This window comes from Bradyrhizobium jicamae (assembly GCF_001440395.1).
In the GTDB taxonomy this organism is placed as follows: Bacteria; Pseudomonadota; Alphaproteobacteria; order Rhizobiales; family Xanthobacteraceae; genus Bradyrhizobium; species Bradyrhizobium jicamae.
In genome coordinates this window covers 15,477-28,767 of sequence record NZ_LLXZ01000033.1, presented here as the reverse complement: position 1 = coordinate 28,767, position 13,291 = coordinate 15,477, and the positions used below count along the sequence as shown (strand labels likewise).

At 59.2% G+C, this 13,291-nt stretch carries 14 protein-coding genes and 3 pseudogenes; all 17 read left to right on the top strand.

What is annotated here, in order from left to right; translation table 11 throughout:
- Positions 1 to 395 (top strand): hypothetical protein (locus CQ12_RS45615; RefSeq protein ID WP_210180582.1); only part of this gene is annotated, 395 nt, incomplete at its 5' end.
- Between the two features lie 196 nt (positions 396 to 591).
- Positions 592 to 1,335 (top strand): methyltransferase domain-containing protein, encoded by a 744-nt coding sequence (locus CQ12_RS05790; RefSeq protein ID WP_057834391.1) that lies wholly within the window; start codon positions 592 to 594, stop codon positions 1,333 to 1,335.
- Between the two features lie 623 nt (positions 1,336 to 1,958).
- Complete coding sequence (locus CQ12_RS47600; protein ID WP_430642188.1) at positions 1,959 to 2,357, top strand: aminotransferase class V-fold PLP-dependent enzyme; 399 nt, start codon at positions 1,959 to 1,961, stop codon at positions 2,355 to 2,357.
- 5 nt (positions 2,358 to 2,362) lie between these two features.
- The gene (locus CQ12_RS05785; protein WP_083519141.1) at positions 2,363 to 3,790 is read left to right on the top strand and encodes an MATE family efflux transporter; all 1,428 of its coding nucleotides are present in this window, start codon (positions 2,363 to 2,365) and stop codon (positions 3,788 to 3,790) included.
- A 451-nt stretch (positions 3,791 to 4,241) separates the two neighbouring features.
- Positions 4,242 to 4,361, top strand: coding sequence for a DUF6894 family protein (locus tag CQ12_RS47595; RefSeq protein WP_430642186.1), 120 nt, complete (start codon positions 4,242 to 4,244; stop codon positions 4,359 to 4,361).
- Between the two features lie 348 nt (positions 4,362 to 4,709).
- Positions 4,710 to 5,145: pseudogene (locus CQ12_RS05780) on the top strand (transposase family protein); the annotation flags it as partial.
- A 19-nt stretch (positions 5,146 to 5,164) separates the two neighbouring features.
- Positions 5,165 to 5,524 carry a tyrosine-type recombinase/integrase gene (locus tag CQ12_RS47590; RefSeq protein ID WP_430642187.1) on the top strand — a complete coding sequence of 120 codons (360 nt, stop codon included), beginning with the start codon at positions 5,165 to 5,167 and terminating at the stop codon, positions 5,522 to 5,524.
- A gap of 132 nt (positions 5,525 to 5,656) precedes the next feature.
- Positions 5,657 to 6,429, top strand: a protein-coding gene (locus tag CQ12_RS41855) for an IS5 family transposase (RefSeq protein ID WP_157088020.1) whose coding sequence is annotated in 2 segments (ribosomal slippage) — positions 5,657 to 6,008 and positions 6,008 to 6,429 — 774 coding nt in all. Because the reading frame shifts where the segments join, the coding sequence is not laid out codon by codon here.
- Between the two features lie 137 nt (positions 6,430 to 6,566).
- Complete coding sequence (locus tag CQ12_RS05765; RefSeq protein WP_057834387.1) at positions 6,567 to 7,409, top strand: type IV toxin-antitoxin system AbiEi family antitoxin domain-containing protein; 843 nt, start codon at positions 6,567 to 6,569, stop codon at positions 7,407 to 7,409.
- Entirely contained in the window at positions 7,409 to 7,648 is a 240-nt protein-coding gene (locus tag CQ12_RS44895) for a nucleotidyl transferase AbiEii/AbiGii toxin family protein (RefSeq protein WP_198164075.1), read from the top strand. The genes CQ12_RS05765 and CQ12_RS44895 overlap by 1 nt, the downstream gene beginning before the upstream one ends.
- Complete coding sequence (locus CQ12_RS44890; RefSeq protein ID WP_063799680.1) at positions 7,573 to 8,130, top strand: nucleotidyl transferase AbiEii/AbiGii toxin family protein; 558 nt, start codon at positions 7,573 to 7,575, stop codon at positions 8,128 to 8,130. Before CQ12_RS44895 ends, CQ12_RS44890 begins: the two co-directional genes overlap by 76 nt.
- Before the next feature lie 41 nt (positions 8,131 to 8,171).
- Entirely contained in the window at positions 8,172 to 8,321 is a 150-nt protein-coding gene (locus CQ12_RS44885) for a hypothetical protein (protein WP_198164072.1), read from the top strand.
- A 299-nt stretch (positions 8,322 to 8,620) separates the two neighbouring features.
- A pseudogene (locus tag CQ12_RS43420) lies at positions 8,621 to 8,760 on the top strand (IS3 family transposase); the annotation flags it as partial.
- Between the two features lie 453 nt (positions 8,761 to 9,213).
- Entirely contained in the window at positions 9,214 to 10,098 is an 885-nt protein-coding gene (nifH, locus tag CQ12_RS05755) for a nitrogenase iron protein (protein ID WP_057834394.1), read from the top strand.
- Between the two features lie 144 nt (positions 10,099 to 10,242).
- Positions 10,243 to 10,899, top strand: a pseudogene (locus CQ12_RS05750) (nitrogen fixation protein NifQ); the annotation flags it as partial.
- Between the two features lie 21 nt (positions 10,900 to 10,920).
- Positions 10,921 to 11,433: a Fur family transcriptional regulator Irr gene (irr, locus tag CQ12_RS41845; RefSeq protein ID WP_083519143.1), complete on the top strand. Its 513-nt coding sequence runs from the start codon at positions 10,921 to 10,923 to the stop codon at positions 11,431 to 11,433.
- Between the two features lie 171 nt (positions 11,434 to 11,604).
- Positions 11,605 to 12,789 (top strand): homocitrate synthase, encoded by a 1,185-nt coding sequence (gene nifV / locus CQ12_RS05745; RefSeq protein WP_057834386.1) that lies wholly within the window; start codon positions 11,605 to 11,607, stop codon positions 12,787 to 12,789.
- Positions 12,790 to 13,291 lie beyond the last annotated feature (502 nt).

Genomic DNA, 13,291 nt, shown 5'->3' with positions numbered 1-13,291 from the left:
ATGTGATTGCCCGCGGCTGGGCTGGGCCAAGCTTGCTGGCGATGGTGATGTTCGAGGAAGGCGTGCCAATCAGCCTGTCGACCCTCGCCGACCAGGTCGGCGGTTGTACGGTCGCGCTGACGCCCTTGTTCCGGCGTCTCGAGGCCGCCATGCACCGCAACTTTTGCTTCGGCGATGTGGCGGGCGACTTCGCACGCGGCCAGCACCAGCCGCTGAACCGGCAGGCCGAACGCTATGCGTCACCACCGGACGTCCCGTCGACGAAGAGGAGTTGCTGGCCGCATCTTATGCCACCGGGCTACGCACTGGGCGCATCGAGGACGCAAACCTGCGTTCGATGCGGGCCGCCTGCCATCAGCTTTCGAGGCGCTATGACGGGCTTGTCAACAAGCTGAGCAACGCAGGCGCGTTGGAATCATATCGCGATGACAATGGCCAGGCGGGACTGAGGCTTTCTTCGCTCGGTCGACTGTTTGAAGACGAGACGTTGTCGCTCTTCTTCAGTCCCGCAGTCAAAAGCGCGTTGGCCACAAAACCGACAAGTGAACACAAGCTGCAGCACGCATAGTTGGAAAGCTGGGAGAAGTTCTCATGGACAGCTTGGAGCAGACAACTCTTGCAAGGCAGGAGGAGGCTACTGGAGACGGCATACACGCCGCACGTGCTGGCTGGAGCTTCGGTGGCGATACGCCTCAACATTTTGATCGGCACGTCGCAAGATCCGTTCCTAACTATGAAGCCGGCCACAGGCTGATCGAGCAGGTAAGCGATTTTTTCGTAAAGAAAGACTCCGTCGCCTATGAGATCGGAACCTCAACCGGAACGCTCCTGCGGCGGTTGGCGAAACGCCATCCCCACGGGGCGCGCTGGATTGGCCTCGATGCGGAACGTGCCATGATCGAATACGCGCGCAACGCTCACAGCAAAGTGGCGAATGTCGAGTACTTGCTCGCAAATGCATGCGACGTCGACTACGAAGCCAGCGATTTCATCGTATCGTATTACACGATTCAATTCGTTCCGCCGCGGTATCGGCAAAGCTTGATCAATCTGATCTACAAGTCGCTGAATTGGGGGGGAGCGTTCCTGTTTTTCGAGAAAGTCAGGGCGCCAGATGCTCGGTTTCAGGACATCATGAGCGCGGTCTATATCGACTACAAATTGGAGAATGGTTACAGCCCGGACGAAGTACTCGGCAAGGCGAGTAGCTTGAAAGGCGTTCTTGAGCCGTTTTCGACCAGGGGCAATCTCGACATGTTACAACGTGCCGGCTTCGTGGACACCATGACCATATACAAGCATGTCTGTTTCGAAGGATTCTTGGCCATCAAGTAAGGCCCTGCTTACTGTTCAGCCGTGAGCGCCGGCGGTGGGACATCCTTACGCTAATGATCTGGCCAATTCTCGAATATTGAGATCCTTCTTCCAAGGTCAGCGTGACGACGTCTATTCGAAACGTCGCCACGCGACAGCTCACGTCATTTGCGATTCTTTGTATTCGAGAGCTTTTTGCCTGCGCCGCCCTTGGCCGCCTCTCCGCCAGCGGACGGCAAGTTTGACTTCTCGCCGCGTGAAGTGAAGGTGTCGGGCCGGCGCTTGGGAAAACTGCTGGATCATCGCGCTTGGAAGGTCGGTGCCATAGATTGCGGCCCTCACTTCGCTCCCTTTAGTAGCCAGCACGTATCTCCGCCTGAGTGGCGTTCAAGTCGACGTCCGTCTGGTGGGATTCCTGCGGTGCAAAATTGCCGAATTTCTGCGCGCTTTGGGCGCGTCTCTGACGCCGACTGTGGGATTTGCGACATGCCGTCGGGCCCAGGACACGTCCGATTGAGCAAATAGCCTTTACAAATCAAGCTCTCGCAGATGGCACGAGCCTTGAAAAGGAGATGTCATCCAGCATCGCATGCTGAAGGTATCGCAGTTGATGGCTCATAAGATTGTCGCCTCTCAGTTCACGTATGCGTCGCGTACGAATTCCACTGCCCCAACGCCATTTCGCCACCGTGATCGACCACGACGCGATCGCGGTTCGCGCCGGCACCGATTGCGCGATGCCGATGACCGACCGTTTCGGCGTGCCAGCTACCTGCCGCGTCTTCTTTGCGCTAACACGCGCCGAAAAGTCGATGCGCTGGCGGAGGCACCGATCAAGGCCCTCATCAGCGGGCGAGCAGGCCGCCAGAACCCAAGCTCAACGGCAATCCAAGCCAATGGCACGCCTTGTATCTGTGACGCGGAGCTGCCCAAGGGGTGCGCGTGAGTCCGCATCGGCAGGCTATCGCGAATTCAGGCGGGGAAGAGCATCTTCTCAGTGGAACAAAACGTCGTTTACGGCCGAGGCTAACCGAGCAGCATGATTTCCATGGACAAAATAGCCGAAACAAAACCGGTATCAGCTTTGCGGCACGGAATGACGAGACGGGCTGCTGGCCATGACCTCACTATCGAACTCAGCGAAACTGCGAAGCTCGCGTGGCCGATGGTGTTGACCCAGCTTGCGCAGGTCGCGATGATGACGACAGATCTTGCCTTTATCGGGCACATCGGGCCTGAGGCGCTCGCCGCGGCCGCGCTGGCCGTCACGCTCTATCTCGTCAGCTTTACCTTCGGCGCGGGCCTGCTGGCGCCGATCGCACCTTTGGCGGCGCAGGCGTATGGGGCCGCGAATCTTGCTATGGTACGGCGCGCGGTGCGCACGGGGCTGTGGGCGGCGCTGATGCTATCGTTCCCGATCATAGCGTTTGCGTTTCGCGGAGAGCAAATACTGCTCGCTTTCGGTCAGCCCCCAGACGCGGCGCGGCTCGCCCAGCAATATCTGTTCGGACTAGCCTTGGGCGTGGTGCCGGCGCTATGGCTTCAGGCCATCCGTAACTTCATGGGCGCGGTCAACCGGCCGGAGCCGATCTTGTGGATCACGCTGGCGGCCATCCCCCTTAACGCCCTTCTCGTGTATCTGCTGGTCTATGGGAAGCTCGGGCTGCCGCGACTTGAGCTGTTCGGGGCGGCGCTTGCGAGCACGCTGGTGAACTGTGCGATGTTCCTGGCCGGTTTGTGGTTCGCCACAATGCGTCGCCCTTTCCGTGACTACCGCGTGCTTGCAGATCTCTGGCGATTCGATTGGCCCTTCTTGCGACAGCTGATCGTGATCGGAACTCCGATCTCAATCGCCTCCCTGATGCAGTACGGAGTTTTGTCGGCTGCCGCGCTCCTGGCGGGCCTGATCAGCACAAGCGCACTCGCTGCTCATCAAATCGCGCTTCAGATCACCGTGATTATATCCATGATTCCTTTCGGCATCAGCATGGCGGCGGCCGTGCGCGTTGGCCATGCAGTCGGCCGCAACGACGGTCCCGGCATCAAGCGGGCAGGCCTGGTCGCGATGCTGCTCGGTATCGTAATCGCTGCATTGCTGACGGTTGCGGTGATCGCCGCGCGTTTTGAGATCGCCGAGCTGTTTCTGGACAAATCGGCCGGAGATGCCGACGCGACGATCGGACTGACTACAAAGCTCCTTATGGTCGCCGCGAGCTTTTTTGTCACTGATGCCGCGCAGAGCATTGCGGCGGGCGGTCTGCGCGGACTGAAGGACACTCGGGTGCCGCTTCTGTTCGTCGGTATTGCTTATTGGCTGATCGGCTTCTCACTTGGCTACGTGCTTGGTTTGAAGATCGGGCTTGGCGCGATTGGTATCTGGATTGGCTTGTCAATCGGGACAGCCATCTACGCGGGGCTCCTCGTCCTGCGTTTCCAACTGCTGTCGAGCAGGCTTGCCTTCAGAGCCGTCATTTGATCTGTAAATCACAGTTATTGGCGAGCGAGAATCCAGTAATACTAGGCTACTTAAGGGTTCGCTCCGCCTCCCGTTCGATTCGGAGGACGATGCTGCTGTCGGGTAATCTCATCATTTTGGCTAAGCTGTCACACGCATCGATCCTGTTCCAATTTCATTGTGGCCGCGCTGACTTTGAATCGTGGTTTCTAGTGGATCACCGATTGCCGCTTCCTCTGGGCCACCGGTACACAGTGGATTTGTGATCTCGCCCTCATAGGTGCGAAGACGGCGCGAGCAGATGCTGGTCTGCTATCCGCTTTATCGATCCTCGAAGTATATTTGCGATCAGCCCGGCATTCGTGTCGAGTTTTTCGGCATCTTAGTTCGTGTTCTTGGTCGGCCAATCGACAGACGGGCCTCCAAATACGTTCATTGACTGGCCGCTCTGAAAACGCTTGTGGATCGGCTGATGTCAAGGTTCTATTTCGATGTCCACGATGCCAGTGGCGTCCTTAGAGACGACGCTGGCGAGGAACTGCCAAGCACTACCATCGCATGGAAGGAAGCGCTCGGTCGGTCAAGCAGTTAAGGACTTGACGTACCGAGGGTCAGAGGGACCGCATTGTGGTCGAGGTCCACAACGGTGAAGGGCCTAATCCCCAGGGTCTCGGCAGTTGTCGAAACGACCGTTCTCGAAAAGTAAGACACCCCTCGTTTGCAGGCTCACAAGGCGGGAGGCTTGTTCGTTAAGCGGCCTACACGATCTCGATTGCGGGTTCTTGGCCCGGACCAACCACATCCGAATCGATTCGCCTAATCCGGCGCTCGACTACCCCAGACACAACCAACAGAGCCGGGCCCGCAAATTTGAACAGGTCGATAAGTGGAGTTTCTGCCTGGCAGCGAACACGCTAGTGCCTGCGAATCAAGAGCGACGATGAGCAGACGAGCACGCGCCGAAACCACACACCGACCTTCAAGGCGAAGGTGACGCTTGCCGCCGTCAAGGGCGGCAGACGATAGCTCAGCTTGGCGAGCAGTTCGACGTGCACCCCAATCAGATTACGGCGTGGAAGGCGCAGCTGGAGGGTGGCGCTTCCGGAGTTTTTGGACTTGGCAGCGCTGTGCCGGCCACGCCTGCGATCGATGTGAAGTGGCTGCATGCCAAGATCGGGGAGCTGACGCTGGAGAATGATTTTCTAGAAGGCGCGCTCACCAAGGCGGGATTGCTGAGCGAAAAGCGATGATCGATCGCGAGCATGATCTGTCGATCACCAGGCAGGTCGAAGTTTTGCAGATCAGCCCGCGGCAGCGTTTATTACGTGCCGCGGCCGGTGCCGGACGCCGATCTCGCGATCATGCGGCGTCTCGACCCTGAAGCGGCGCAAGCATGTGGTGCGCGAGGTGCCGATACCGCCAACGCTTTCGGCGCGGCTCGAAAGAACCTTCGCGTTACGACGCATACAGGAGAGTGCGGACGCGGCACGCCCACTGTGGGCATGGTGCTGCGTCACCGCGTGGCGCCTCATCAAGAAGGTGATGATCGCTGCCCGTGTGTTCGGACGGCGGGCCTGTCCGCGCGGGCTACGTCACGCCTTCGGTATCGGCACACTTCAATCCGGCGTGCCTCTCACACTCATTCAGCGCTGGATGGGGCATGCCCGACTGAGCACCACCGCGAGCTATGCCGCCGTCTGCGGGCCGGAAGGGGTGAGCTTTGCCAAGAGGTTTTGGGAAGCGGCCACAGTTTGAAATGCATCGAGCCTGCAAGGTATGCCTGAGTATGTGAACCGATCAACCTGCATGATGTTGGATTAGGGTCTGTTGAGATTCAGGATTCACAGATTGGAATGTCCGTGATTCAAGCTCCAAAAGGAGCTTGGAATGCATCGATTCGTTTTGACGGACGTCCAGTGGACGAAGATTGAGCCGCTTTGTTTGGGCAAGCCGAGCGATCCCGGCCGCACAGGGGGCGACAACCGTTTGTTTCTCGAAGCCGTGCTGTGGATCGCCCGTACGGGCAGCCCATGGAGAGATCTGCCGCCGACGTTTGGCAATCTGCCGCCGACGTTTGGCAACTGGAATACGGTGTTCAAGCGGTATCGCGATTGGGTGAAGGCCGGCGTCTTCAAGCGGATATTCGATGCCGTATCGGATGATCCGGACATGGAGTTCGCCATGGTCGACGCGACAATCGTCAAAGTTCACCGCCACGCACAGGGCGCAAAAGGGGGACCAAAAGTCAGGCCATCGGCAAGTCGAAAGGCGGCTGGACCACCAAAATCCTCGCGCTAACCGACGCACTTGGGAATCTGGTGCGGTTCATCCTGCTCCCCGGCCATCGCTTTGACACTGTCGGCGTCGAACCCTTGATCAAAGATATCGAATTCGGCGGCTTGATCGCCGACAAGGCTTTTGATTCCAACTGGATCATTGAAGAGCTGAACGCACGCAAGGCCAAGATCGTCATCTCACAGCATCAAAGGCGCGCTCAGCCTCTCGACATCGACAAGGATATGTACAAATGGCGTCACCTGGTCGAGAATTTCTTCGGCAAGCTGAAGGAATTCAAACGCATTGCAATGCGATGCGACAAGACAGACGGCAGCTTCGAAGCGATGATCTACCTCGCAACTGCCGTCATCCATTCCAGATGAATCTCAACAGACCCTAGTCGATTGATTTATATATTAAAAATGCCCTTTAGGGGCAAATTTTACATATAGAACAATCGCTGCGCTCCACATTTTGATTATTTTATATATGAAATTTGCCCTCTGAGGGCCAAAATGCCATGGAAACAAACCTGCGCACGCTAGGACCGGCGGAGGCCCGAGTTGTGCTCTCCTTCCGCGAACAGGGCCGCGACGTCGTCGAGGCCGGCGACATTATTGGCCTTCTCGATTCCGAGCAAACGGGCCGGAAGGTCATTCGCAATCTTCTTCGGAAAGGCTGGCTCGCCCGCCTCACAGGCGGATGCTATTTGCTCATGCCACCGGAGCGGGGCGCCGAAAACATCGGCGAGAACAATCCGCTGGCCGTCGCGTCCGCAGTCGTTGAAGAGTCCTATGTGGGCTGGTGGTCCGCCGCAGCCTTTCATGGCTTCACGACGCAAAAACCGACAACGGTTTTCGTTGCCGTCAAGCGGCAGACTCCGGCACGCACCGTCGAGGGTGCCGAGATCCGCTTTGTGACCGTCGAACCCCGTAAGTTCTTCGGATCGAAACGCTACGATGTGTATGGGCGCGGCACTCTCATATCCGATCCCGAAAAGACCGTCGTTGATTGCATCGACCGTCCTGAACTCGTCGGCGGCGCAACCGAATTGACCCGCATTGTTCATGCCGCGATGGCGGATATCGATGCGGAAAAGCTTGTCACCGATGCGATGCGGATGGAGTCTACAGCGCTGCTCAAGCGACTTGGTTTCTTGACCGACCTCGTCGAAAGGCCGCCGCCGGACGCGTTGCGCGACCAACTCCGCGCCGCGATACCCAAATCAACACGCTCGACATTCGGCGCGCGCACGCGCAGGAATGACGACATCGGCTATGTCGCAGCGTGGGGGCTGATTGTCCACGCGCGCAAAAATGATCTTCTTGCCGAAGTGCCACGCATCAGAAAGGCCGGTGGCTGATGCTGACGATCGCCCAAATCCGAAAGATCGCCCATCAATCAGGGGCGCGCGACATCGACAAGGTCGAGACCGACGTTATTCTTACATATACGCTTAAGCTCTTCCATGAGCAGGGCATCACCGCGCATACCGCCTTCAAGGGCGGGACGATGCTTCGTAAGATGTGTTCGGCCCGCGCGGGCGCCTCTCGACCGACCTCGATTTCACGCTCTACACCGACATCAGCGACGACGACTTGATGGCGAAGATGCTGGACGCCTTGGCGCAGCCCTATCATGGGCTCAGCTTTCGCTTCGACAGGGATAAGGATTGGTATTTTACCGACAAGAGCCTGGCCGCCAATCCTGTCTGCGCCCATGCGGACCACGAGAAGGGCCTCAAGATAAAGCTTGAAGTCAGTTTGCGCGAGAAGCCCGCTCAGTCGGTTCGCGCGACGCCGCAGATCGCACAAGATTACTTCGCGTTGCTGCCGTTCAAACCCGCCGACATTCCTTCGTTGGCTTTCGAGGAAGTGGTTTCGGAGAAGATCAGGGCAGCCAGTCAACGATCGAAGATACGCGACCTTCACGACCTTTCCGAAGTCGCGCGCAGGCCGCTGAAGCGCGAACTCACGCGTTCACTCGCGGTGGTGAAGCTGTGGGAAAGCGACCGCGACAATCTCAACTATCAACAGTTCGCCGAACAGATAAAAAAGGGCGATCAGTATGATCTTGGCAACTGACCAATCTGCTGCGCAAAGATCAGCGGCCCGATTTGAAGGACATGATTCAGCGCGTTGTCGACGGCTTTCCGTTCCTCGGGCAAATGACCGAGCTTGAGCGGACGATCGCACAGGACAAGAAGCGGCTTTGCCGAGCCGAGGTCGCCGCGCTACGGGCAGAGGCAGCAATGATTGCCAGCGGAGGCGAGTAGGCCGCCGTTGTTAGCTTGCTAACTACCGCGAATATCGCCGACCGACATGTTGATGCCTGATCGCCATCATCGGCATCATCATCAGCAGCAGCAGCAAAAAGGATGAAGATGAAGAGACGCACAAATACCGCGTGTTCCCGCGGACCTATACGGCGCATTTGTGGGGATTATCCGGACAGGCAAAGATGCTTACGAAAGATGCCGACGAATCAACGAAAATGGCCCATATCACCTGCACAGTTCCTACACAGGCAAATTGGAAGCGATTTTATCTTTATAATGGAAGATGTTACAATAACACCCTCTCCCCGATAGCGAGTGGCTTCGTCTATCTCGCCGTGGTGCTGGACTGGGCAAACGTCGTGTTCTGTCGTGGCGGCCGTCGATCACCGTGGAAGCAGTCTTCTGCCTCGAGACGCTGGAGGATGCCTTGGCTCGCCGAAGAAGCGGCGCAGCGCCTCACGGCTCCTTCACGAGATCCTTGGCAATCACGTTGTGGCCCGCGGCCTGCGGCTTAAGTCGGTTAGCAAGTTTGCTTCCGCACACGGGCGTACCGAAATGGCCCCACTGCGCGGGTCTCCTGCCGGTTGCAGCGCTGTGTGATCGTTGTTCGCTTTCTGACAACAGCAGAGCTGCTGTCACTTTGAAAACAGCTGCCGCCAGTGCCTGGGTCGTGTTTTTCGAAGCGTAATCAGAAGCTTAAACAGCAAGGATGGCGCCTGGCATGGCGATTGCTATGAGCTTGCCGCAACACTGAGTGAGGGCTGAGTGCACGCCGACGCGCAAAGACGAGCGATGCTCTCCTTCCCTGAGCCCGTGTGCCCTGTTTCTGAGAAAGAAACAAGCTCGCGCAAATCGCGCAATCTTTGGCAATCGGTTGATGGAGAGCAACATGGCTTCACTGAGACAAATCGCATTCTACGGCAAAGGTGGCATCGGCAAATCGACCACCTCGCAAAACACCCTGGCGGCGCTGGCTGAGATGGGTCACAAGATCCTGATCGTCGGCTGCGATCCCAAGGCAGACTCGACCCGCCTGATCCTGCACGCCAAGGCCCAGGACACTATTCTGAGCCTGGCGGCGAACGCCGGCAGCGTCGAAGACCTCGAAATCGAGGACGTCATGAAGATCGGCTACAAGGACATCCGCTGTGTGGAGTCGGGTGGCCCGGAGCCGGGCGTGGGGTGCGCCGGCCGCGGCGTCATCACTTCGATCAACTTCCTGGAAGAGAATGGCGCCTATGAGGACATCGATTACGTCTCCTATGACGTGCTCGGCGACGTTGTCTGCGGCGGTTTTGCGATGCCGATCCGCGAGAACAAGGCGCAGGAGATCTACATCGTGATGTCCGGTGAGATGATGGCAATGTATGCAGCCAACAACATCTCCAAGGGCATTCTGAAATACGCCAACTCCGGCGGCGTGCGGCTCGGCGGCCTGATCTGCAACGAGCGGCAGACCGACAAAGAGCTTGAGCTGGCAGAGGCGCTGGCCAAGAAGCTCGGCACTCAGCTGATCTATTTCGTGCCGCGCGACAATGTTGTGCAGCACGCGGAGCTGCGCCGCATGACCGTGCTGGAATATGCGTCGGACTCCCAGCAGGCCGATCACTATCGCAATCTCGCGACCAGGATCCACAACAATGGCGGCAAGGGCATCATACCGACCCCGATCTCCATGGACGAGCTCGAGGACATGTTGATGGAGCACGGCATCATGAAGCCGGTCGACGAGGCCATCGTCGGCAAGACCGCCGCCGAACTCGCTGCTTCGTAAAAGTCAGCGAATGAATGCCGGCCTCCCGATTCTCCCTTTGGGAGGCCGGCGTTCTGGCGAAGATTCGGCGCCAGCACGGGATCCGCCGAAGCATGCTTGACTGTAGGGGTGTCGTGAAGCCATGTTCGAAGTACAATCATTACGATGAATATCGCCAGAGGGACTGACGCGAGCGGCGCGTCGCATGGAATTGGGACCTATCGCCAGCTCACCAGCTGCCATCCAGCAGACGCCGACACCAGTAGCGACAGCGATTTCGATCGCCACGTGCTGGCGTCCATTCTGGCCGCCGCGGCGATGGAGGGGGGGCGGATTTCCGACAAGGCCGGCCTGTCCAGCGATGAGCTGGCGGCATTGCTGGAGCAGCACTTCCCGTCGATTCGGATCAACGACGAGGAGCCGCTTTTGCATTTCAAACGCGATGAGAGCGAAGAGGTCGCAATGTTACGTGATCTCCTGCTCGCGCAACGGTCGACCGAAGGGGACACCGGCCGCTGGCTGGCTGCGATGATCGCGCGTCGCGCCATCGAGCCAAATCACTTATGGGAAGATCTCGGATTGCGCGATCGTGGCGAACTCTCCCGCCTGTTAAGCCGTCATTTCGCGCCGCTGGCCGCGCGCAATATCAACAATATGCGCTGGAAGCGCTTCTTCTATCGCGCCCTGTGCGAGGACGATGGCCTCGTGATGTGCACGACGCCGGTCTGCACCCAATGTAACGACTTCAACCTTTGCTTTGGCGATGAGAGCGGCGAGAGCCGGATGGCCGAGCGCCGGCGAGACGCTCTGTTGCCGGCGGCTGCCCTAGCTGAGGCGCGCGGGATGGATCGTCTGTTGGCGAGCCGCCCGGTCGATAACCGCGCGGGTCCTGCGGGCTTCGACGAGATTCAGGTGGACGCGGCTGAGGCCGATTTTGGCGGGCTAGGCCCCGAGGCCGGCTGCGAGGATCTGTTGCTCAAGGCCGGGCTGCGGCCGACGCGCCAGCGCGTGATCTTAAGCGAGCTGTTGTTTGCCAAGGGCACCCGGCATGTTACCGCAGAGATGCTGTTTACCGAGGCGTGCGACGCCGGCTTTCCGGTCTCGCAGTCTACCGCCTACAACACATTGAACCAGTTCATGCAAGCGGGCCTGTTACGCCGGATTGCTCTCGACGGGCTACGATCGTTTTTCGACACTAACACCACGCCGCATCCGCATTATTATCTGCACGGAGAGGATATTCTGCTCGATATTCCCGAAGCCGACCTCCTGCTTGCGAATGCGCCTGAGGCGCTGCCGGGCCACGAAGTCTCCCGCATCGATCTGATTATTCATCTGCGCCGCAAGCCGAGTTGATCCGAACCTATCGCGCCGAAAGGTAAGCCGGCCGGTCGGCTTTGCGACGCTGTCGCGTTTGTGACAATGGGCGCCCTCGAAAACTACCGTTTGCTCAGTGAGTTAGGTCGAATGCTGGCGTGGCATGCGGGTTGCTGAAGCTTCCTTGGCTAAGAGCAACAAGGAGCCCCCATGACCGCCGGCGCTACGAAACCCCCATGGTCCGACACGGCTCGGACCAAACCGATCGTGCTCACTGACACGACGCTGCGCGATGGCGAGCAGGCCCCAGGCGTCGCCTTCACCAAAGCCGAAAAGGTGGCCATCGCGCAGGTACTGGCACGGGCCGGCATCACCGAGATCGAGGCGGGGATACCCGCCATGGGCGATGAGGAGATCGCCGCCATCCGCGCCATTGTCGAGGCCGACTTGCCGCTCACCACTATCGGCTGGTGCCGGATGCGTGACGCCGATGTCGATGCGGCGATCGAAGCCAAGGTGTCCATGGTCAATGTGTCGATCCCGGCCTCTGACGTGCAGATTGCCGCCAAGCTTCGCGGTGACCGCGAGCTGGCCCTTGAGCAGGTGAAGCGGGTGGTCGGTTATGCCCGCGAGCAAGGGCTAGAGGTCGCTGTCGGTGGCGAGGACTCCTCCCGCGCCGAGGTCGATTTTCTCATCACGCTGATCGCAACCGCAAAGGAGGCGGGCGCGCGGCGCTTTCGCATTGCCGATACGCTCAGCGTGCTCGATCCCGACTCAGCCTCTGCGCTGATGGCGCGTCTGCGCGCAACGACAGATCTTGACCTCGAATTTCACGGCCATGACGATCTTGGGCTGGCGACCGCAAATACGCTTGCCGCCATCAAGGGCGGCGCGAGCCACGCATCGGTGACCGTCATCGGGCTCGGCGAGCGGGCCGGCAATGCGCCGTTGGAGGAAGTCGCGGTCGCCCTCAAACAGCTCTACGGGCGCGACACCGGCATCGCGCTGCCGGAACTGGAGAAGGTCGCCGCGGTCGTCGCAGCCGCGGCTACACGCGCGATTCCTCTGAACAAGGCGATCGTCGGCGAGCATGTGTTCACTCATGAATCCGGCATTCATGTCGATGGTTTGCTGAAGGATCAACGCACCTATCAAGCGCTCGACCCGCAATTGCTCGGCCGCTCCAACCGTTTCGTGATCGGCAAGCATTCGGGGCTGTCGGCGATCACCTCGCTGCTTAAGGAACAGCAGCTCGCCGTCAGCGCAGTGGAGGCGAGGCGGATCCTATCGCGGGTGCGCGAACATGCCGTCGAGTATAAGGGGCCGGTGGCGCCCGATACCGTGTTGGCGATCTGGCGCGACGTCTGCGAACAATCGTTTACCCACTGCGCGTGAGGGGCCATGTCCGGCATCGTTACCGCCGATCCCGTCGGAGTTATCGCCGCGTGGCGAAAGCCCTCGTCGCTCGCGCTGATCCGCGACAACATTGGTCGTGTCTCTGCGCAATCGCGCGGCGCGCAACCACCCCGAGACGTTGCTGACCTATCGCGGCAGCCATGCCGATCTGGTATCACCTCACGAGCCGCCTCTGGACAGCCGGCTGGCAGTTCCCGGCGCCGCTGTTGTCTGGTTCAGCCGCTTCCTGGCTCGTATCGACATCCATCCCGGCGCGACCATCGGTCGCTTCTTCATCGATTGTGGCGCCAGTGTCATGATCGGCGCGACTGGCGAAGTGGAGGGCCTATTACGGCCCGCTTGGCGGCGTGTCATGGTCGTCGGGCAAGCGTCATCCTACCCCGAAAGCCGATGGTGGTCGGCGCCTGCGCAAAGATCCTGGGTCCGATCACCGTCGGAGGCGACGCGCGCATCGGCGCGCCAATTCAGTTATCATCGAGAG